A 20565-nucleotide genomic window follows, 5' to 3' on the forward strand; every position below is an offset into this window, starting at 1 on the left:
GGAGGCGTACGGTCGCTGCGTGTGGCGCAGGCTCCCGCCGGTGCCGCGGGCACTACGCGGGCACTAAGCTGGAAAGCAATGAAACTCGTTGATCAGCTCCCCGCCCCGGCCGCCCGAGTCCCCGGCAGGACGGCCCTGGACCCGGACGAGCTCTACACCCGGTTTGTCGAGTGGACCGAGACCCGCGGCCTTGCCCTCTACACCGCCCAGGACGAGGCCATCATGGAGCTGGCCGCCGGTTCCAACGTCATCCTGGCCACGCCGACCGGATCCGGAAAATCCCTCGTGGCCATCGCCGCGCATTTCCAGGCCATGGCCCGCGGGCAGCGCAGCTACTACACCGCCCCGATCAAGGCCCTCGTCTCGGAAAAGTTCTTTGCCCTCTGCGAGATCTTCGGTGCGGACAACGTCGGCATGATCACCGGCGACTCCGGCGTCAACCAGGACGCCCCGATCATTTGCTGCACCGCCGAAATCCTGGCCAACATCGCCCTGCGTGAAGGTGCGGCGGCCCAACTCGGGGCCGTCATCATGGACGAGTTCCACTTCTACTCGGACCCGCAGCGCGGCTGGGCCTGGCAGGTGCCGCTGCTGGAACTGCCCCAGGCGCAGTTCCTGCTGATGTCGGCGACCCTCGGCGATGTCAGCCGTTTCGAGGACGGCCTCCGCGACCTGACCGGCCGCGCGACCACCACGGTCAGTTCCGCAGAACGCCCCATTCCGCTGCACTACTACTACGAGCAGACCCCGGTCCACGAGACCCTTGAGGAGCTGCTCGCCACCAAGCAGGTCCCGGTCTACGTGGTCCACTTCAGCCAGGTCGAAGCGATCGACCGGGCCCAGAACCTGATGAGCATCAACGTCTGCACCCGCGAGGAAAAAGACAAGATTGCCGAGCTCATCGCCGGGTTCCGCTTTGCCGCGGGCTTCGGCAAGACCCTCAACCGGCTGGTCCGGCACGGCATCGGCGTCCACCACGCCGGCATGCTGCCGAAGTACCGCCGGCTGGTCGAACAGCTTGCCCAGGCCGGCCTGCTGAAGGTCATCTGCGGCACGGACACCCTGGGGGTCGGCATCAACGTGCCCATCCGCACCGTGCTGCTCACGGCCCTGAGCAAGTACGACGGCGTCCGCACCCGGCTGCTGAACTCCCGCGAATTCCACCAGATCGCCGGCCGGGCCGGACGCGCCGGCTATGACACCGCCGGAACCGTGGTGGTCCAGGCCCCGGAGCACGTGACGGAGAACGTGAAGGCGATGGCCAAGGCCACGGCCAAGTTCGGCGACGACCAGAAGAAGCTGCGCCAGGTGGTCAAGAAGAAGCCGCCGGAAGGTTTCGTGTCCTGGGGCGAACCGACCTACAAGCGGCTGGTCGAGTCTGTTCCGGATCCCCTCACGTCGAGTTTCACCGTGACGCACGCGATGCTCATGAACCTCATGGAACGCCCCGGCGACCCCTTCCAGGCAGCCCGCCGCCTGCTCACCGAAAACCACGAGACCCGTCCGGCCCAGCTGCGGCTCATGAAGAAAGCCCTGGGCATCTACCGTGAGCTGCTCGCTGCCGGCGTCGTGGAGCGAATCCCGCCGCAAGAGCAGGGGGCGGACGGACGGTCGGTCCGGCTCACGGTCCACCTGCAGGCCAACTTTGCCCTCAACCAGCCCCTATCCCCGTTCGCCCTCGCCGCGCTGGAGCTGCTGGACCCGGAGTCGCCGTCGTACGCCCTGGACGTTGTGTCCGTGATCGAGGCGACCCTGGAGAAGCCGCGCCAGATCCTGACCGCACAGCAGAAGAAGGCACGCGGCGAGGCCATCGCGGCGATGAAAGCCGACGGCATCGAGTACGACCAGCGGATGGCGATGCTCGAGGAGGTCACCTACCCGCAGCCGCTCGCGGAGATCCTCGGCGAGGCCTTCGATGTCTACCGCAAGGCCGCGCCCTGGGTCGGCGACTTCGAGCTCGCCCCCAAATCCGTGGTCCGGGACATGTACGAGCGCGCCATGAACTTCGGCGAATTCGTCCAGTTCTACGGCCTGGCCCGCTCGGAAGGGATCGTGCTGCGCTACCTCGCCGACGGTTTCAAGGCGCTCCGCCAGACCGTCCCGCAGGATGCCCTCCGGGAGGACCTCGAGGACCTCATCGCCTGGCTGGGCGAACTGGTCCGCCAGGTGGACTCCAGCCTGCTCGACGAATGGGAAGAACTGACGTCCGGCGCGGCGCCGACACCGCACGACGCTCCCCCGCCCCCGCCGCCGTCGCTGACCTCCAACATCCGGGCCTTCCGGGTGATGGTGCGCAACGAGATGTTCCGGCGCGTGGAGCTGTTCGCCGATGAAGCCGCCACCACCTTGGGCGAGCTCGACGCCGGTTCCGGTTGGGACGCGGAGCGCTGGGAGGATGTCCTGGATGACTACTTCGACGAACACAACGACATCGGCACCGGCCCGGACGCCCGCGGCCCCGGGCTGCTGATCATCACCGAGGAACCCGGCGTGTGGAAGGTCCGGCAAATCTTTGACGATCCGGCCCGGAACCACGACTGGGGCATCTCCGCCGAGGTGGATTTGGCGGCCTCGGACGAGTCCGGGACCGCCGTCGTCCGCGTCACGGACGTTAACCGCCTCTAACCGGCGGGCGCCGGCCCGGGGACGGTTCGCGCCGCGGGTAAACTCGAATAATGAGTGTAATCCGGCCTGCCGCGCCTCTTGACGTCCCTGCCATCTTGCAGATGATCCACGACCTCGCCCTCTACGAGAAGGAACCGGACGCCGTCCGGAACACCCCGGAACTGCTCACCGAGGCCCTCTTCGGCGAGAATCCGAGGGTCTTCGCCACCATGGCGGAGAACGCGGCCGGCGAGGTGCGGGGCTTCGCCCTCTGGTTCCTGAACTACTCCACGTGGGAAGGCGTCCACGGGATCTACCTGGAGGACCTCTACGTCAGGCCGGAGGCCCGCGGCGAGGGCCACGGCAAGGCACTCCTGCAGCACCTGGCCGCGACCGCCGTCGACCGCGGCTATGCGCGCGTCGAATGGAGTGTCCTGGACTGGAACGAGCCCTCCATCCAGTTCTACAAGAAGCTTGGCGCCGCACCAATGGAGGAATGGTCCACGTTCCGCCTCGCCGGTGCGGCGCTGGCGGCTTTCGGCGGCGGCTGCCCAGTTTCCGGCCCAGTATCTGGCGCAGCAACGGGCGCAGACTCCCTCGCTGGTTCCCGCGCCGGTTCCCGCGAGGCGGCCACCCGTGGCTGATCTTCCGCTGACGGGGCTCATGGGAGCCTCCCTTTTGGAGTCCGCGCCCAGCGCCCGGCGCAACGTCCGGCACAGCGTCCGGGCACGCCACACCTACCGTGGAATGCGGACCGCTGAACACTACTTTCAGGTCCCCCTGGACCACTTCAGCGAGGCGGGGAGCCGCGGTGAGACCATTTCGGTGTTCGCCCGCGAGTACGTGTCCACGGAACACAGCGAGGAAGACGCCGCCGAGCTTCCCTGGCTGCTCTTCCTGCAGGGCGGTCCCGGCGGCCGCGGCAACCGGTTCCCGTCCCTGGGCGGCTGGAGCAAGGCCGCCGCGAGGGACTTCAGGATCCTCATGCTGGACCAGCGCGGCACCGGCCTGTCCTCGGCCGTCGACCGCAACACGCTGCCCCTGCGCGGCACCGACGTGGACCAGGCCCGCTATCTGACGCACTTCCGCGCCGACTCCATCGTCGCCGACGCCGAAGCCATCAGGGCCGCCCTGGGCTCCGCCCCTTGGACCATCTACGGCCAGAGCTACGGCGGGTTCTGCGCGCTCAGCTACCTGTCGTTCGCCCCCGAGGGGCTGCACGAGGTGCTCGTGACGGGCGGCCTGGCCCCGCTGGGCGGCGCCGCGGACCGTGTGTACCGGGCGACTTTTCAGCGGGTCGCGGCCCGGAACGCCGAATATTTTGACTGGTACCCCGAGGACCGGGCCGCCATCACCCGGATCGCCCGGCACCTGCGGGACACGGAGGAGTTCCTGCCCGACGGCTGCCGGCTCACCGTGGAACGGTTCCAGATGGTGGGTTCGTTCCTGGGCGGCAACACCCGGGTGGACGCGCTGCACCACCTGCTCGAGGACGCCTTCGTGGCCACCCCCGACGGCGACCGCCTCTCGGACGGCTTCCTGGAACAGGTTAGGGGCCTCGTGTCCCGGGCCGCGAACCCCTTGTACGCTTTGATGCACGAATCCATTTATGGCCAGGCGGGGGCCACCAACTGGGCCGCCTGGCGCGTGCTGGAGGAGTTCCCGGAGTTCCGTCCGGACGCCGCTGAGCCGCTCCTGACCGGGGAAATGGTCTACCCCTGGTACTTCGAGCAGGACCCCGCCCTGCGACCGCTGCAGGACGTGGCCCGGCTCCTCGCGGAAAAGGACGACTGGGCTCCGCTGTACGATCCGGAGAGACTGGCGCTGAATTCCGTGCCCGTCGCCGCGGCCGTCTACACAGACGACATCTACGTGGACCGCGAGCTCTCCCTGGAAACAGCGGCCGCCGTCCGGGGCCTGCACGTGTGGGAGTCCGCCGAGTTCCACCATGACGGCATCGCGGACGACGGCGAGGCGATCTTCGGGCGCCTGCTGGGAATGGCCCGTTCCGTCCGCCGGTGACCTGGCACAGGCTCCACTGAACTGAGGGCGGCCGGCCCCAAAACAAGTGCGGCGCTGGACCCATGAAGGTCCAGCGCCGTACTGCTGTGAGTTGCCGGGAACCCGGCGGTGCGCTGCTAGTCGACGTCGCTCAGGCTCTTGCGGGAGTCTTCTTCCAGCCGGGCGTCCAACTTAGACTTGGACGCTTTGGAGCTGATCAGGCTGGCGACCACCGCGATGACGATGGTGCCGATGATCACTCCGAGCGAGACGTAAGTGGGGATCTCCGGCGCCCATTCAATGTGCTGGCCGCCGTTGATGAAGGGCAGCTCGTTGACGTGCATGGCGTGCAGGACCAGTTTGACGCCGATGAACGCCAGGATCACGGACAGGGCGTGCTTGAGGTAAATGAGCCGGTTCATGAGGCCGCCGAGCAGGAAGTACAGCTGCCGCAGCCCCATCAGGGCGAAGATGTTCGCGGTGAACACGATGAAAGCGCTCTGGGTGAGGCCGAAGATGGCCGGAATGGAGTCGACGGCGAAGAGCAGGTCGGTCATGCCGATGGTCACGAAGACGATCAGCATGGGGGTGAAGACCTTCTTGCCGTCGACGACGGTGCGGAGCTTGCCGCCGTCGAACTTCTCGGACATCGGCAGGACCCTGCGGATCCGGGCGATCAGCGGGTTTTCCTTGTCTTCCTCGTCCTCGCCCTCGTCCTGGGCCTGCTTCCAGGCGGTCCAGAGCAGGAAAGCGCCGAAGATGTAGAACACCCAGCTGAACTGCTCGATCACGATCGCGCCGAGCATGATGAATATACCGCGCAGGATGAGGGCGATGATGATGCCCACCATGAGCACTTCCTGCTGGTACTTACGCGGTACCGAGAAGCGCGCCATGATGATGATGAAGACGAACAGGTTATCAATGCTCAGGCTGTATTCCGTCACCCAGCCGGCGATGAACTGGCCGCCGAATTCCGGGCCGGTGAAGGCGAACATGGCGCCTGCGAAGACCAGGGCCAGGGCCACGTAGAACGCAACCCACAACCCGGCTTCTTTCATGGAGGGCTCATGCGGGCGTTTGAGGACCATCAGCAGGTCGATGGCAAGGATGACGCCGAGGACGACAAACGAGCCGATCTCAAACCATAGGGGAAGCTCGGGCACGGGAAAATACCTTTCGTAGGGTACAGCTCAGCGGTGTAAGTCTCTCCGACCGCTGGCGCATGACGTTGCCTGGCTGCCCGCTACGCCCGGCACGGCATCGTAGCCGTGCGTGTTGACGATCGTAGCGCTTGGGATACTCCCCTACGTTTGTCCGAGTTTACCCTAGGCGTGCCCCGCGGATTGCATTTGCCGCAGTTCCTTCTTCAATTCCCCCACCTCGTCGCGGAGCCGGGCGGCGAGCTCGAACTGCAGCTCCCCGGCTGCGGCGTGCATCTGTTCGGTCAGCTGCTCGATCAGGCCAACGAGGTCCTCCGCCGGCGCGGCTGCCAGGCCGTCCGCGCGGATGTGCGCGGCGCCCTTGCCCTTGCCGCGGTTCTTGCCTGCCGCGGCCAGCAGCTCGCGGGTGTCGGCGTCTTCCTTGGCCAGCTGGTCGGTGATGTCCGCGATCTTCTTCCGGAGCGGCTGGGGATCGATCCCCTTCTCCGTGTTGTAGGCAACCTGGATGGCGCGGCGGCGGTTCGTCTCGTCGATGGCGTGGGCCATCGAGTCGGTGATCCGGTCCGCATACATGTGCACCTGGCCGGACACGTTGCGGGCGGCACGGCCGATGGTCTGGATCAGGGACGTCGAGGAGCGCAGGAAGCCTTCCTTGTCCGCGTCCAGGATGCTGACCAGCGACACCTCCGGGAGGTCAAGGCCTTCACGGAGCAGGTTGATGCCGACCAGGACGTCGAAGACACCCATCCGCAGTTCGCGTAGGAGTTCCACGCGGCGCAGGGTATCGACGTCGGAGTGCAGGTACTCCACCTTCACGCCATGGCCCAGCAGGTAGTCCGTGAGGTCCTCGGCCATCCGCTTGGTCAAGGTGGTGACCAAGACCCGCTCGTTCTTCCCGGTGCGGGTCCGGATTTCCCCCAAGAGGTCATCGATCTGCCCCTTCGTGGGCTTCACGACGACCTCGGGGTCGATCAGGCCGGTGGGGCGGATGATCTGCTGGACGAAGCCGTCGGACTTGCCGAGCTCGTACTTGCCCGGCGTGGCTGAGAGGTAGACGGTCTGGCCCACCCGGTCCTGGAACTCGTCCCACTTGAGCGGGCGGTTGTCCATCGCCGAGGGCAGCCGGAAGCCGTGGTCCACGAGGTTGCGTTTGCGGGACATGTCGCCCTCGTACATGGCGCCGATCTGCGGGACGGTGACGTGGGATTCGTCGATTACCAGGAGGAAGTCGTCCGGGAAGTAATCGATGAGGCAGTGCGGCGCTGTCCCGCGGGCGCGGCCGTCAATGTGCGAGGAATAGTTCTCGATGCCGTTGCAGAACCCCATCTGCTGCATCATTTCCAAGTCGTAGGTGGTGCGCATCCGGAGCCGTTGGGCCTCGACCAGCTTGTTCTGGCTTTCCAGCACCGCGAGACGCTCGGCCAGTTCGTCTTCGATCCTCTTGATCGCCCGGCCCATCCGCTCCGGACCGGCGACGTAGTGCGAGGCGGGGAAGACGTACATTTCGGTCTCGTCCCGGAGCACTTCGCCGGTCAACGGGTGAAGGGTCTGGATGTTCTCGATCTCATCCCCGAAGAACTCGATCCGGATCGCCAGTTCCTCATACATCGGGATGATTTCCACGGTGTCGCCGCGCACCCGGAACGTGCCGCGGTGGAAGTCCATGTCGTTGCGGGTGTACTGCATGGAGACGAATTTGCGGAGCAGGTCGTCGCGGTTCATCTCCGCGCCCCTGCGGAGCGTCACCATGCCGGCGATGTATTCTTCCGGGGTACCCAGGCCATAGATGCAGGAGACGGTAGCCACCACGATCACGTCGCGGCGGGTCAGCAGCGCGTTGGTGGCGGAGTGCCGGAGCCGTTCGACTTCCTCGTTGACGGAGGAGTCCTTCTCGATGAAGGTGTCCGTCTGGGCGACGTAGGCCTCGGGCTGGTAGTAGTCGTAGTAGGAGACGAAGTATTCCACCGCGTTGTTCGGCAGCAGTTCCCGGAATTCGTTGGCCAGCTGCGCGGCGAGCGTCTTGTTCTGGACCATCACCAGGGTGGGACGCTGGACCTGCTCGATCAGCCAGGCCGTCGTCGCGCTCTTACCGGTACCGGTGGCGCCGAGCAGCACGACGTCTTTTTCGCCGTTCTTGATGCGCTCGGTCAGTTCGGCGATGGCGGCCGGCTGGTCACCCGCCGGCTGGAACTCGCTGATGACCTCGAAGGGCGCCACGACGCGGTTGATTTCCTGGGCAAGACTCATGTTCCTAATCTACCGCCGGGCTGCGACAGGATGTCCTGATTCAGCTTTGGGCGGTACCCGGGCTGACGGTGCCGCCGGCGGCGTCGTTGACGGTGCCCGCTCCGCCGTCGTCCGCTCCACCGTCGTCCGCCCTCTCATCATCCGGGTACGACGGCGGCTCCCATCCCGTGCGCTGCACCCACGCTTCCATCCGGGGCGCGGCGTAGTCGGTGAACCAGCCCTCCTTGTCCGCCGCGTAGCCGGCAGTGGACCTGTCCGTCTCGTGCAGGCCGGCCACCCGCTTCTTCTCGGCGACATAGTCCGTCCGGGCCCCGGCATCGGCGCGGAGCCAGTCGCGGAAGCACAGTGCGTACCGCCAGCCCGGGGAGCCGGCCGCGCGGAGGTGAAGATTCACGGGCCGGCCGGGATCGGCGTTGCCGTGCAGCCGTTTGCCCCAGTCGGCGGGATCCGGGTGAGCGGGCTTGGGGTTGTCGGCGATGATGCCGGGCCAGCGCGGGAATCCTGCGTCGGCCAGCAGCGCAGCGATCCGGTCCGCGGCGTCGAGGTCGCGGACGCTCAGCTGGAGGTCGATCACATCTTTGGCGTCAAGGCCCGGGACGGCCGTGGACCCGATGTGGTCCACGGCCAGGACATCCCGCGGAACCACGGTCTGCAGCCGGGCAACCAGCCGGCCGGCCTGGGCGGCCCAGGCCGGATCGGCAGGGGCGAGGACCGGCCCTTCCGTCCGCGGGGCAATCCTTTGTTCCTTGAGGTTCACCGCGAACGGCGTCAGCCGCTGCTCCCACAGCGTGTCGACCGCTTGCATGAGTTCCTCGGGGGTGCCGGAGTTCTCCAGCACGACGTCCGCCGCGGCCAGCCTGTCCCCGCGGCTCGCCTGGGCGCTCATCCGGGCGTGCGCCTCATCGATGCTCATGTTGCGGTGTTCGGCCATGCGCTGGATCCGGACGTCGTCCGGGGCATCCACCACGACCACCAGGTGGAATTTCTTCCCTTGTCCGGTTTCAACCAGCAGCGGGATGTCCTGGACCACGACGGCGCCGGCCGGGGCGGCGGCAACAATCGCTGCGGCGCGCTCCCGCACCAAGGGGTGGATGATCCCATTGAGCACGGCCAGGCGCTCCGGATCGCCGAAGACCAGGGCACCCAGCCGGGCGCGGTCCAGCCGGCCGTCCGGCGTCAGGGTGGAGGCACCAAAGGCGGCGGCCACGCTTGCCAGCCCGGGCGTGCCTGGCTCCACCACCTCACGGGCCAGCGCGTCGGCGTCGACAAGTACTGCGCCGAGCTCCCGCAGGCGCGCGGCAACCATGGACTTCCCCGAGGCGATTCCGCCGGTCAACCCGATCTTCAACACCTCACCAGACTAAACTGAACCGGTGGCAGATGCGGCGGAAACCCCCGAGAGCAGGACGGCCGTCTACACCACCCTCGCCGCGGGGTCCGAGTTCCGCCACGAAATCGAGGTCAAGCGGTCCCGGTTCATCACCGTCCTTGCCCGCACTCCGGACGAGGACGCCGCCCGCGCTGCCCTGACCCGCCTGCGCCGGGAATTCCATGACGCACGGCATCACTGCTTCGCCTTCGTGCTCGGCCCCGACCGGGACGTGCAGCGGTCCAACGACGACGGCGAGCCGTCCGGGACCGCTGGCCTCCCCATGCTCGAAGCGCTGCTGAAGCGGGAGACCGCGCCCGGCGTCGCCGACCTCAGCGACGTCGCCGCGATCGTGGTGCGCTATTTCGGCGGCATCCTCCTGGGAGCCGGCGGCCTGGTGCGCGCCTATTCCGAATCCGTGTCCGGGGCGCTGGAGTTCGCGCCTCTCGTGCGGCGCCGCCGGCTGCGAATCTGCTCGGTGCCGGTGCAGCACGCCGTGGCCGGGCGGCTGGAGAATGATCTGCGCGCCGCGGGGTATGTCATGGCCGAAACCCGTTACGAGGCGCAGACTACTGTCCTGAGGCTGGCGCTGCCGGATGATCCGCAAGAACTGGCCCGGGCCGCGGACCACGTGGCCGCGATGTCAGCCGGCAGCGCATCGCTGTTGCCCGGAGAAACGGAGTGGATCGATGTCCCCATCAGCTGAGCCCGTGCCCGCGGTCGCGCTGCTTGACGTCAGCGAAGCCCTTCTCGAGCAGCTTCTGGAACTTGCGCTCCGGGACGCCGACGCCGACGAGGTCACTCCGCCGCTGGGTACGACCCCCGGCTGGAACACCGATCGGATCAGCTGGTTCCGCGAATTCCACCGCGCCGCCGCAGCCGGTCTGGACGGTCCCGCGGGTCAGAAGAGCTGGGCCATCAGCTGCGACGGGCAACTGGCAGGGTCCGTCCGGCTGAGGCGGACCGACACGAAGCCGCCTGGGGCGGTTGATGGTGGGGCTGGTGGTGCCGGCGGCGGGGTTGGTGCCGGGGCTGATGCTGCTGGCGGGGCTGGGGCTGGCGCTGATGCTGCCGACGGCGGGGTTGGTGCTGGGGCTGATGCTGCTGGCGGGGTTGGTGGCGGGGTTGCCGGTGGGGCTGGCGGCGGGGCGCTGGAAACCGGAATCTGGCTCGCGCGGAGCTTCCGTGGCCGTGGCGTGGGCCACGAGGCGCTGCGCCTTGTGAAGGATCGGGCCGCGTCTGCAGGTGCAGCCGTCCTAGTGGCGGAAACCACGGCCGGCAATGTGGGTGCCCTCGCGCTGCTGAAATCCGCGGGCGCCGAACTAGTGACCGGTGCGGCCTCGGAGACGGATACGGTGCCAGTCAAAGGCAAAATCCCGCTGCACTGACGGCATGGCATCCGGGGCCGGACTCGCCTCCCGCCACCGGACATGCCCTCCGGTGGCTGCGATCAATGCGCCCATTCCGCCTATGCCCATCCCACGGACCCAGCAATGGACATGCCCTCCCGTGGCCAGCCCCAAGCCTCGGATCGATGACTGAACATGCCCTCCCGTGGCTGCGAACAGTGGGCCCATTTCCCTTATGCCCGTCCACGCACCCAGCAAAGGACATGCTCGTCGCGCGAACCTAAGCGGTCAGTCTGGGCCAACTTCTAGTGGGCAATTTCCCAGATGTATCCGGCAGGGTCGCGGAAGCAGGCGGTGCGGATACCCCAGGGCCGGTCCATTGGGCCGTTGAGCAGTTCGACTCCGCGGCGGGCCAACTCGGCACACATGGCGTCGACGTCGTCCACTTCGATGGTGAACTGCATTCGGGCACCGGAATCTGCTCTGGCCACTGCGGCTGGCCGGATGAGCTCGGGAGCTTCGGAGACGTCGAGCAGGTTTATCAACGTGTTCTCGAACTTGAAAACAGCAGAGACATCGTCCTCGAAAATGAGCGGCAACCCGAAGACTGCCTCATAGAAGCCCTTCGCCAGGGCCAAGTCTTCGACAAACAGGGTGACGGCACCGATGCCCCGCGGCCACGGGCCCGCAGCTCTGACTGTGTCCTGCGATTCAACAGCCTCTGAAGTATCAGCCATGGAAGTCCCCTCATCGTCGTCGGCGAAAATCTCAACCTGCCGAGTTTGCGCTCAACGCCGGGCAGCCGTCAAGGAGCCCACATCCCGCCTTGGCACGGGCCACCCAGCACTGGACATGTCCAGCGCTCGGAGCCAAGACCGGGCACAATCCACACATGCCCACGGGCGAGCTCCAAAAATGGGCATGTCCCCCGGGAGAGGGCTTCAAAAATGAGCATGTCCGGTGGTGCGGGCAGCCGCGGGGCATGTCCGGCGCCAGGGCATGGCGCGGGCCTCCCAGGACTGGACATGTCCAGCGCTCGGAGCCAGGACCGGGCACAATCCACACATGCCCACGGGCGAGCTCCAAAAATGGGCATGTCCCCCGGGAGAGGGCTTCAAAAATGAGCATGTCCGGTGGTGAGGGCAGCCGCGGGGCATGTCCGCACCACGATCCACACAAAGACGCGATCCACACAAAGAAAGGTGGCCGCCCCCGAGGGGACGGCCACCTTCAAGCTACAAACTGCCTGGCCTCAGGGAGCGGACTCCATGAGGAACACGGGCAATTAGTTGCCGGTCAGCTTCTCGCGCAGAGCGGCAAGAGCCTCGTCCGAAGCAAGCGTGCCTGCACCGGTCTCGGTTGCAGCCGGCTCGGAGGAGTAGCTGGTGGTGCCGGAATCGCTCTCGCCGGACGTTGCAGCTGCAGCGTCGTCGGCAGCGTGCTGGGCAACCTGCTTCTTGTGGGCTTCCCAGCGGGTTTGGGCGTCAGCGTACTGCTGCTCCCAGGCGGCGCGCTGGTTCTCGTAGCCTTCAAGCCACTCGTTGGACTCCGGGTCGAAGCCCTCCGGGTACTTGTAGTTGCCCTCTTCGTCGTACTCTGCGGCCATGCCGTAGAGTGCCGGATCGAATTCGGTGCTGTCGGCGTCGACGCCCTCGTTGGCCTGCTTGAGGGAGAGCGAGATGCGGCGGCGCTCGAGGTCGATGTCGATGACCTTGACGAACAGCTCGTCGCCAACGGAGACAACCTGCTCGGCCAGCTCAACGTGGCGCACGGCGAGCTCGGAGATGTGGACCAGGCCTTCGATGCCGTCTTCAACGCGAACGAACGCGCCGAACGGAACCAGCTTGGTGACCTTACCCGGAACAACCTGGCCGAGGGCGTGGGTGCGGGCGAAGGTCTGCCACGGATCTTCCTGCGTAGCCTTGAGCGACAGGGAAACGCGCTCGCGGTCCAGGTCGACCTCGAGAACCTCGACGGTGACTTCCTGGCCAACTTCGACAACCTCGGACGGGTGGTCGATGTGCTTCCAGGACAGCTCGGAAACGTGAACCAGGCCGTCTACGCCGCCCAGGTCCACGAAGGCACCGAAGTTGACGATGGAGGAAACGACGCCGGGACGAACCTGGCCCTTTTCCAGCTTGTTGAGGAACGTGGAGCGGACCTCGGACTGGGTCTGCTCGAGCCATGCACGGCGGGAAAGAACAACGTTGTTGCGGTTCTTGTCCAGCTCGATGATCTTGGCTTCGATCTGCTGACCGATGTACGGAGCGAGGTCGCGCACACGGCGCATCTCGACGAGGGATGCGGGCAGGAAGCCGCGCAGACCGATGTCGAGGATAAGACCACCCTTGACAACCTCGATGACGGTACCGGTGACAACACCGTCTTCTTCCTTGACCTTCTCGATGTCGCCCCAGGCACGCTCGTACTGAGCACGCTTCTTGGAGAGGATCAGGCGGCCTTCTTTGTCTTCCTTGGTGAGCACCAGGGCTTCGACCTGATCCCCAACGGAGACGACGTCTCCGGGGTCAACGTCGTGCTTGATGGAAAGCTCGCGGGAGGGAATGACACCTTCGGTCTTGTAACCGATGTCGAGCAGAACTTCGTCGCGGTCGACCTTGACGACGGTACCTTCGACGAGGTCTCCGTCGTTGAAGTACTTGATGGTGGCGTCGACAGCTGCGAGGAAGTCCTCAGCGGTACCGATGTCGTTAATGGCGACTACGGGGGTACCGGGCTTCTCGGTGGAGGTGATGGTCATGTAGTAGGGGCTCCGTTGTGGATAGTTAGTCGGTCAGGCAAACCGCTTCGCCGGCATTATGGAATGCAGGCAAAGCACACGGCGTCACAGCAAGCGTTCCGCCGGGTCATCCTGATTTTGTGGATTGTAGATGCGCGCACGTAGTGCACGCCCGTTTAGTCTAGTCGTTTCCGCGAACGCCGGTCAAAGCGCGCGGGGCCGTTCGCGTCCCGACCAGCGACGCCGTCGGTGCCGGCTGAAGCGCCGCGGGCCGGAGGCCTAGAAGTGCGTGGGGCAGTGCGGTGAACGTTCGACGGCGAACATGAGCCGCGCTGTCAGCGCCGCCCCGGCCGTGTGCTCGGTGATCCGGCCGGCGGCTTTCAGGGTCACGGGACAGACGGCGCCCAGGTAGATGGACCCGAGATCCGCGACGTCCAGCGACAGGTCCGGCTCAGCCTCCGGAGCCGGCGTCACCGTGGCCTCTCCCCCGGTGACTGTGAGGGTGAAGGTGCCGGCCGCGAAGCCGAGGCTGTCGCGTACGGCAAGAACGACGGTCCCGTCCGTGGAGTAGCGGCGGGCCCCCAGCACGCGGGCCGAGTCCAGGACGCGCAGCCACAGCATGTCCCGGTGGTCCGAGGACTCGACGCAGCGCGGGTCCTCCAGCGCCCAGGTCAGGGGGTCGTCCACCGGGGCGTCCTGCCAGCTGATCCGATCCACGAGGTCGATGCTGCCGAGGAACTGCCACAGTTCCAGGTATGCGGCGTCGGTCGCCGCCACGAGGTCGACGATCTCCATGGTGTACGGCTTGGTGTCCCACCCGGCGAACTTATAGGAAACGTACCCGTCCACGGTGCCCGCCGCGTCGTAGTGCAGGGCGCATCGGATGGCCTCGTCCTCGCCGCCGTCGCGGCCGAGCATGCCCGAGGACCGCAGCCGGTACGCCTCCTGCCGCGAGATCGATCCCGGCATGGAGCCGTGGGCCCGTCCGAAGACCTCCGGGGCAAGCTCCAGGAGGACTTTGCGGTCGGCAATCTCCACGGAGCCGACCGGCACATGGCGCAGGCGGAAGCGCGGCCCGGTATCGACCTTCACGCTGCGCTCGAAGGTGGCCACACCGTAACCGAACCGGTCGTAGATCGAGGCCTCCGAGGCAGTGAGTGCCGCAAGTGCGACGCCGTCCGCCTTCGCCGCGGCAAGGTCCTCGGTCATCATCCGCCGGAGCAGTCCCTGCCGGCGGTGGGTCCCGCGCACAGTGACGGCCGTGACGAGCTGGGCTTCGAGCTGCCGGCCGTAGCCGATGTTCAGGTCCTTCCGCAGGGTGGCGAAAGTCGCCACCGGGACCTCGGCCGCCAGCGAGTGGGCAGCAACGCCGTCGGCCTGGTAGACGCCGGTCATCTCACGGTTGTCCACGAGATACATGGCCATGATTTTGTCCACGAAGTCGTCCTTGCGCGGCTCGTCATAGAAGCCGATCCCGACTCCCCGCAGCCACGCGGTGCCCTGCTCGTACTCCGCCGAGTCTTTTTCGACCGCGCGGAACCGCCTGAGCTCGTACTTTTCTGCCACGTGCTTCTCCCCCTGAGAATCCTACAAATCCTGAGGTCCCGGCGGCGCCGGAACCGGTAAACCGTTAGTGCCCCGCCTCGTACCAGCTGGAGCCTAGGCCGATCTGGACGTCCAGCGGGACGCTGAGGTCCGCGGCCGAGCCCATCTGCTCGGTCACGAGCTTCTCGACCGCCTCGCGCTCGCCCGTGGCGACTTCGAGGACAAGTTCATCATGGACCTGCAGCAGCATGCGCGATTTGAGGCCCTGTGCCGCCAGCTCGGCATGCACGCCCAGCATGGCGCGCTTGATGATGTCAGCGGCCGATCCCTGGATTGGCGAGTTCAGCGCGATGCGCTCCGCGTTCTCCCGCAGCTGCCGGTCGGTGCTGGTCAGGTCGGGGAGATAACGCCGGCGCCCCTCGATGGTGGCGGTGTAGCCGTCGATCCGGGCCTGGTCCACCACTCCGCGGAGGTAGTCGCGGACGGCGCCGAACCGGTCGAAGTACTCCTTCATGAGGGTCCGTGCCTCGTCAACGGAGATTTCCAGCTGCTTAGACAAGCCGAACGAGGTCAGGCCGTACGCGAGGCCATAGGACATCGCCTTGACCTTGGAACGCATGGCACTGGTCACCTGGTCAGTGGGCACATGGAAGATGTTCGAGCCCACGAACCGGTGCAGGTCTTCGCCGTCCTTGTAGGCCTGGATCAGCCCGGTGTCCCCCGAGAGGTGGGCCATGATGCGCATTTCGATCTGTGAGTAGTCCGCGGAAAGCAGGCACTCGTAGCCCTCGCTGACCACAAAGATGCCGCGGACGCGCCGGCCTTCCTCGCTGCGGATGGGGATGTTCTGCAGGTTGGGGTTGTTGGAGGAGATCCGGCCGGTGGCTGCGACGTTCTGCGCGTAGGTGGTGTGGATCCGGCCGTCTTCTGCGACGGACTTCTTCAGCGACTCCAGCATCTGGCGCAGCTTCGACGACTCGCGGTGCGCCATCAGCTGGACCAGGAATTCGTGCCCGGTCTTTTCCAGCAGGTTCTTGAGCGAGGCGGCGTCGGTGGTGTAGCCGGACTTGATTTTCTTGGTTTTCGGCAACTGGAGTTCGTCGAACAGCACGGTCTGGAGCTGCTTCGGCGACCCGAGGTTGACCTCGTGGCCGATCGCGGCGAAGGCAAGCTCCTGGGCGTTCTCGATCACCTTGGCGAGGTCCGATAGCTGCTCGTCCATGCGCGGCATGTCGATGGCGATTCCCGCGAGTTCCATGTCGGCCAGCACCCGGCTGACGGGCAGTTCAAGGGTGGTCAGCAGGTCTTGGGCTTTGCGTTCCGTCAGTTCTGATTCGAAGTAGCGGCTCAGGGCCTGGACGACGGCGGCCACGTGGACCAGCGCGCCGGCAGCGGCGGCGTCGTCGCCGTCGAACGCCAGCTCAAGCTGGCCTTCCTTGGCGGCCTCGGTGGAAACCGCGATGTTGAGGTGATGCTGCGCCAGCTCCGCGAGCTCGTAGCTGCGGCGGTCGGGCTGGATGAGGTAGCCGGAGATGGAGGTGTCATCCACCACACCCTCCAGTTCCAGGCCGCGGGCGGTCAGAGCCTTCAGGGCAGCCTTGAACCCGTGCACGACCTTCGGCGCTTGGCCGTCACGCAGCCAGGCGGCCAGGACGTTTTCGGCTTCGGCGTCCTGGCTGGCCAGATCGATGTAAACGGCGGCGTGATCGCGGACGATTGCCACCGCGGCGGCGTCCTCGCCGATCCGGCCGGGCACAAGATCGACCGCCACAGCGGAGCGCTTGCCGGCACCGGCCGCGAGGAAGGCGCCGAGCTCGGCTGCGTCCGCCGGGATCACGAAGTCCGGGATGTCGAGGCTTTCCCGCTCGGCCTCCGTAACTTCACTGCCGTAGAGGGCAAAGAGCCGGGCGCGGATGGTCTTGAATTCAAGGGTGTCGAACAGCTCCTCAAGGGCGGCCTGGTCCGGCCGCGGGTCCGCGAGCTCGTCCAGCGTGACGGGCAGGTCGAGATCGGTGTGAAGCCTGTTGAGCCGGCGGTTGCGCTTGACGTCCTCAACATATTCGCGGAGGGAATCCCCCACCTTGCCACCGATCGCGTCGAGGTTCTCCAGGACCCCCTCAAGACCGCCGTAGAGGTTGATCCATTTGGCTGCCGTCTTGGGGCCGACGCCGGGAACACCGGGAAGGTTGTCCGCGGACTCCCCCACCAGGGCGGCGAGGTCCGAGTACTGGGCGGGGCTGACGAAATACTTCTCCTGGATGGCGTCCGCGTCCATCCGGGGAATATCGCTGACGCCTTTCCTGGGGTACAGCACAAAAACGTTGTCCGTAATGAGCTGGAAGGCATCGCGGTCGCCGGAGACCAGCAGCACCTCGTAACCTGCCTTTTCCCCCATGGCGGCGAGCGTGGCCAGGATGTCGTCAGCTTCCCAGCCGGGCATCTTGATGGTCTTGATGCCCCACGCGCCCATGACCTTGTCGATCAGGTCGATCTGGCCGCTCATTTCCCGGGGAGTCTCATTGCGCCCGCCCTTGTACTCGCTGTACTCGGCCTTGCGGTGGGTCGTGTCGTCGGAGACGTCGAAGGCCACGGCGACATGGGTGGGCTTCTGTTCCTTGATCAGGTTGATCAGCATGGACGTGAAGCCGTGGACGGCGTTCGTGTGCTGCCCCGTGGCGGTGGAGAACTTGTCCGCGGGCAGCGCGAAGAACGCCCGGAAGGCCATGGAGTGACCATCGAGCACGAGTAGCCGCGGCTGGTCCGTAATGGGAATCACAGGGGCCTCGGTGGCGGAAACCGACCCCGCGGCCCGGCTGGATTTACCGGCGGACTTAACCGCAAGCGCTGATTCCGGCTCAGTTGCCGGGAGAAGGTCTGCTGCAGTGTCCGCAGAAAGGGGGGCTGCAGAAAAGGGGGCAATGGCCGGTTTGGTAGTTTCGCTCACAGGTGCCAGCCTAGTTCCCATGATGGACAATTTCACGCCCGGCCCTTACGCGGCCGAGCTCGCGGCGGCCGGAGTTCCCGAGGAAATGCACGATTGGCTGGGCCAATACGGCGTCGGGGCCCTCGTGGTGAAGATGGGGATCCACTTCCTTGAACTGAGTCCGGAACGCACTGTGGCCACCATGCCGGTGGAGGGCAATACCCAGGTGGCCGGCATCCTGCACGGCGGGGCCCACATGGTACTCGCCGAAACCCTGGGTTCTTTCGCGGCGGGCATGCACGCGGGCCCCAACCGGCAGGCGCTGGGGATTGAGATCGGGGCGACGCACCACCGGGCGATCTCCGAAGGCACCGTCACCGGTACCTGTACGGCCATCCACCTCGGCCGGACCCTCGCCACTCACGAGATCGTGATGACCGACGAGCACGGCCGCCGGCTCTCCACCGCCCGGATCACGAACCTTATCCGCGATATCGCGCCCTAGGGGCTCGGCTGCCAGGGGTACCGGATCCGGCTACGTCCGGGCCGGGAAGCGGTAGCGCAGCTCCACGATGCCCCGGCCCAAGGTGCGCGAAGACGTCAACTCCAGCGGCGGCGTCGGCCCTGTCATGGGCAGCAACGGCTTGCCGCTGCCCAAAACCACGGGAATGACCGAGACAATCAGTTCGTCCAGCAGCCGGGCGTCCGCGAACTGCGCTGCCAGGACGCCCCCGCCCACAACCCAGATGTTCCGGCCGCCGGCATCGTCCTTGAGGTCGTCCACGAACTCGCCGACGGCCCCGCGCACGAACGTGACATTGGCGCCCTTGGGGGCTGAGTGTTCGTGGTGGGTGAAGACCCAGCACGGCGTGCCCGGATAGGGCCAAGTATCGGGTTCGTGTTCCCTAAGCCAGGCATAGGTCTCGCCGCCCATGACGATGCAGCCGACGTCGGCGATGAATGCGTCGTAGCTGTCCTGCCCGCCGTCAAATCCGTCGAACTGGAGCAGCCAGGCCAGATCATCCTTGTCAGTGGCAATGTACCCGTCCAGTGACGAGGCCACGAAGTACTGGAAGCTCACCATGGCCCCAGCCTAGCCAATGCCGTGCCCGGTTCCCATCCCCGGACGCACGACCTCACGTCCGCAGGGGACAGCCGAACAGCACCGACGAGCGACCGGCGTGCGGGCAGCTGCTACTTGTGGAAGTACGGAATGATCAGGTAGAGCCCGAAGAGGACGGCAACGCCGCACACGGCGAAGCAGGCGTACGCGAGCGGACGGGTCCACGACGCTGGAGAGTTTCGGATGTCGCCCGCGATGGCCGTGAGCCGGACACCCAGGGCGTAGAGGACGACGACTGTCACCGCGGACAGAAGGGTGGCACCGGCCACGGTGAACAGTTCCAACCATTTCATCGCTTGGCGCTCCCGTTCTTGATCGCCTTGGCGAGGGACTTCTTCTTACGGAACTGCACGGCCTGGCCGACTTCCTCGATCTGGACGGCATTGTGGTGGCCGACGTGGGATTTGCGTGAATGCACGAACATATAGGCCACGGCGGCGGTGCCGGCCACGGCCGCGATGACCACTCCAATGACTCCGGTCTGCACGAGCATGGCAGTCAGTGCACCCACTATCCCGGCCGCGGGTAGGGTGAATAGCCAGCCGATCGCAATCCGGCCTGCGGTTCCCCACCGCACCGTGGTGCCGCGGCGTCCCATCCCGGAGCCAATGACCGAGCCGGAGGCCACCTGCGTGGTGGACAGGGCGAAGCCCAGGTGCGACGAGGCCAGGATGGCACTGGCAGTGCTGGCTTCGGCGGCAAATCCCTGGGCAGGCTTGACTTCGGTAAGTCCGGAGCCCATGGTGCGGATGATCCGCCAGCCACCGGCGTAGGTACCGATCGCGATGGCGAGGGCACAGGCCGTGATAACCCACCACTGGGGGTCGGAGCCGGCGGGCTGTGTGCCGGCCGAGATCAGGACCAAGGTGATGATGCCCATCGTCTTCTGGGCGTCGTTGGTGCCGTGGGCCAACGCCACGAGGCTGGACGTGAAGATTTGCCCGGTCCGGAATCCGCCGCGCTTCTGCGTGAGCTTGTCCCCGGTTTCCGGGTCGTGGCGGGAGGTCAGGGCGTACGCCAGCCGCGTGCACAGGTAGGCGACTCCGCCGGCGATGATCGGTGCGAACACTGCGGGAAGAATGACCTTCTGCATGAGCGACTCGAAGTTGATGGAGTGGATGCCGATGCCGGCGATCGCAGCCCCGATCAGGCCGCCGAAGAGCGCGTGCGAGGAACTGGACGGCAGGCCCTTGAGCCAGGTGATCATGTTCCAGAGGATGGCGCCCATCAGCCCGGCGAAGATGATGTCCGGGGTGATCTGGACACCGTCCGTGCCTTCCTTGATGATGCCGCCGGAAACGGTCTTGGCGACTTCCGTGGAGAGGAACGCTCCCACGAGGTTTAGCACCGCCGCGAGGGCGACCGCTGTCTTGGGCTTGATGGCGCCGGTCGCGATGGGCGTAGCCATGGCGTTCGCGGTGTCATGAAATCCGTTCGTGAAGTCGAAGAACAGCGCCAGCGATATCACTAGCGCCACCATTACGGTGATTTCCACCTGTTG

At 66.2% G+C, this 20565-nt stretch carries 17 protein-coding genes; 6 read left to right on the forward strand and 11 right to left on the reverse strand.

The annotated features are described in order from the left end of the window. The first annotated feature begins 78 nt into the window (after positions 1–78). From M2428_RS03415 to M2428_RS03425, 3 genes are read left to right on the forward strand one after another with little or no spacing between them, the layout of a single operon-like run. On the forward strand, positions 79–2625 hold the full coding sequence (locus tag M2428_RS03415) for a DEAD/DEAH box helicase (protein WP_277523749.1): 2547 nt from the start codon (positions 79–81) through the stop codon (positions 2623–2625). A 50-nt stretch (positions 2626–2675) separates the two neighbouring features. After that, entirely contained in the window at positions 2676–3248 is a 573-nt protein-coding gene (locus tag M2428_RS03420; RefSeq protein WP_277523751.1) for a GNAT family N-acetyltransferase, read from the forward strand. 19 nt (positions 3249–3267) lie between these two features. Next, complete coding sequence (locus M2428_RS03425; protein WP_277524520.1) at positions 3268–4626, forward strand: alpha/beta fold hydrolase; 1359 nt, start codon at positions 3268–3270, stop codon at positions 4624–4626. Positions 4627–4742: 116 nt separating this feature from the next. Here M2428_RS03425 and M2428_RS03430 read toward each other — a convergent pair whose 3' ends face one another. The 3 genes from M2428_RS03430 to coaE form a co-directional block, all read right to left on the reverse strand. Further along, positions 4743–5771, reverse strand: coding sequence for a TerC family protein (locus M2428_RS03430; RefSeq protein ID WP_277523753.1), 1029 nt, complete (start codon positions 5769–5771; stop codon positions 4743–4745). A gap of 162 nt (positions 5772–5933) precedes the next feature. After that, positions 5934–8015, reverse strand: coding sequence for an excinuclease ABC subunit UvrB (uvrB, locus tag M2428_RS03435; protein ID WP_277523755.1), 2082 nt, complete (start codon positions 8013–8015; stop codon positions 5934–5936). Between the two features lie 40 nt (positions 8016–8055). Continuing rightward, positions 8056–9366, reverse strand: coding sequence for a dephospho-CoA kinase (gene coaE / locus M2428_RS03440; protein ID WP_277523756.1), 1311 nt, complete (start codon positions 9364–9366; stop codon positions 8056–8058). A 22-nt stretch (positions 9367–9388) separates the two neighbouring features. On the opposite strand from coaE, the gene M2428_RS03445 reads away from it, so the two are divergent. Further along, entirely contained in the window at positions 9389–10090 is a 702-nt protein-coding gene (locus M2428_RS03445) for a YigZ family protein (RefSeq protein WP_277523758.1), read from the forward strand. On the opposite strand, the gene M2428_RS22220 is transcribed toward M2428_RS03445, so the two are convergent. After that, a complete protein-coding gene (locus M2428_RS22220; protein ID WP_346780722.1) occupies positions 10083–10589 on the reverse strand; it encodes a hypothetical protein in 507 nt (168 codons plus the stop codon). The genes M2428_RS03445 and M2428_RS22220 overlap by 8 nt on opposite strands. On the opposite strand from M2428_RS22220, the gene M2428_RS22225 reads away from it, so the two are divergent. Then, positions 10536–10772: a GNAT family N-acetyltransferase gene (locus M2428_RS22225; RefSeq protein WP_346780718.1), complete on the forward strand. Its 237-nt coding sequence runs from the start codon at positions 10536–10538 to the stop codon at positions 10770–10772. The two genes, M2428_RS22220 and M2428_RS22225, sit on opposite strands and share 54 nt — an antisense overlap. A 266-nt stretch (positions 10773–11038) precedes the next feature. Here M2428_RS22225 and M2428_RS03460 read toward each other — a convergent pair whose 3' ends face one another. The 4 genes from M2428_RS03460 to polA form a co-directional block, all read right to left on the reverse strand. After that, positions 11039–11470 carry a VOC family protein gene (locus tag M2428_RS03460; protein ID WP_277523760.1) on the reverse strand — a complete coding sequence of 144 codons (432 nt, stop codon included), beginning with the start codon at positions 11468–11470 and terminating at the stop codon, positions 11039–11041. Between the two features lie 548 nt (positions 11471–12018). Beyond that, the gene (rpsA, locus tag M2428_RS03465) at positions 12019–13494 is read right to left on the reverse strand and encodes a 30S ribosomal protein S1 (RefSeq protein WP_026537355.1); all 1476 of its coding nucleotides are present in this window, start codon (positions 13492–13494) and stop codon (positions 12019–12021) included. A 258-nt stretch (positions 13495–13752) separates the two neighbouring features. After that, complete coding sequence (locus M2428_RS03470; protein WP_277523764.1) at positions 13753–15039, reverse strand: GNAT family N-acetyltransferase; 1287 nt, start codon at positions 15037–15039, stop codon at positions 13753–13755. A gap of 64 nt (positions 15040–15103) precedes the next feature. Then, a complete protein-coding gene (polA, locus tag M2428_RS03475) occupies positions 15104–17962 on the reverse strand; it encodes a DNA polymerase I (protein WP_277523766.1) in 2859 nt (952 codons plus the stop codon). A 19-nt stretch (positions 17963–17981) separates the two neighbouring features. Between polA and M2428_RS03480 the strand changes: the two genes are divergently transcribed. Continuing rightward, positions 17982–18446: a hotdog fold thioesterase gene (locus M2428_RS03480; protein WP_277523768.1), complete on the forward strand. Its 465-nt coding sequence runs from the start codon at positions 17982–17984 to the stop codon at positions 18444–18446. 30 nt (positions 18447–18476) lie between these two features. Here M2428_RS03480 and M2428_RS03485 read toward each other — a convergent pair whose 3' ends face one another. From M2428_RS03485 to M2428_RS03495, 3 genes are all read right to left on the reverse strand, one after another. Then, positions 18477–19025, reverse strand: a complete 549-nt coding sequence (locus M2428_RS03485; RefSeq protein ID WP_277523771.1) for a dihydrofolate reductase family protein — start codon at positions 19023–19025, stop codon at positions 18477–18479. A gap of 110 nt (positions 19026–19135) precedes the next feature. Beyond that, positions 19136–19357 carry a hypothetical protein gene (locus M2428_RS03490; RefSeq protein ID WP_277523773.1) on the reverse strand — a complete coding sequence of 74 codons (222 nt, stop codon included), beginning with the start codon at positions 19355–19357 and terminating at the stop codon, positions 19136–19138. After that, the gene (locus M2428_RS03495) at positions 19354–20559 is read right to left on the reverse strand and encodes an inorganic phosphate transporter (RefSeq protein ID WP_277524521.1); all 1206 of its coding nucleotides are present in this window, start codon (positions 20557–20559) and stop codon (positions 19354–19356) included. Before M2428_RS03495 ends, M2428_RS03490 begins: the two co-directional genes overlap by 4 nt. Between the last annotated feature and the right edge of the window lie 6 nt (positions 20560–20565).

The organism is Arthrobacter sp. ES3-54, from assembly GCF_029504395.1.
GTDB lineage: Bacteria > Actinomycetota > Actinomycetes > Actinomycetales > Micrococcaceae > Arthrobacter.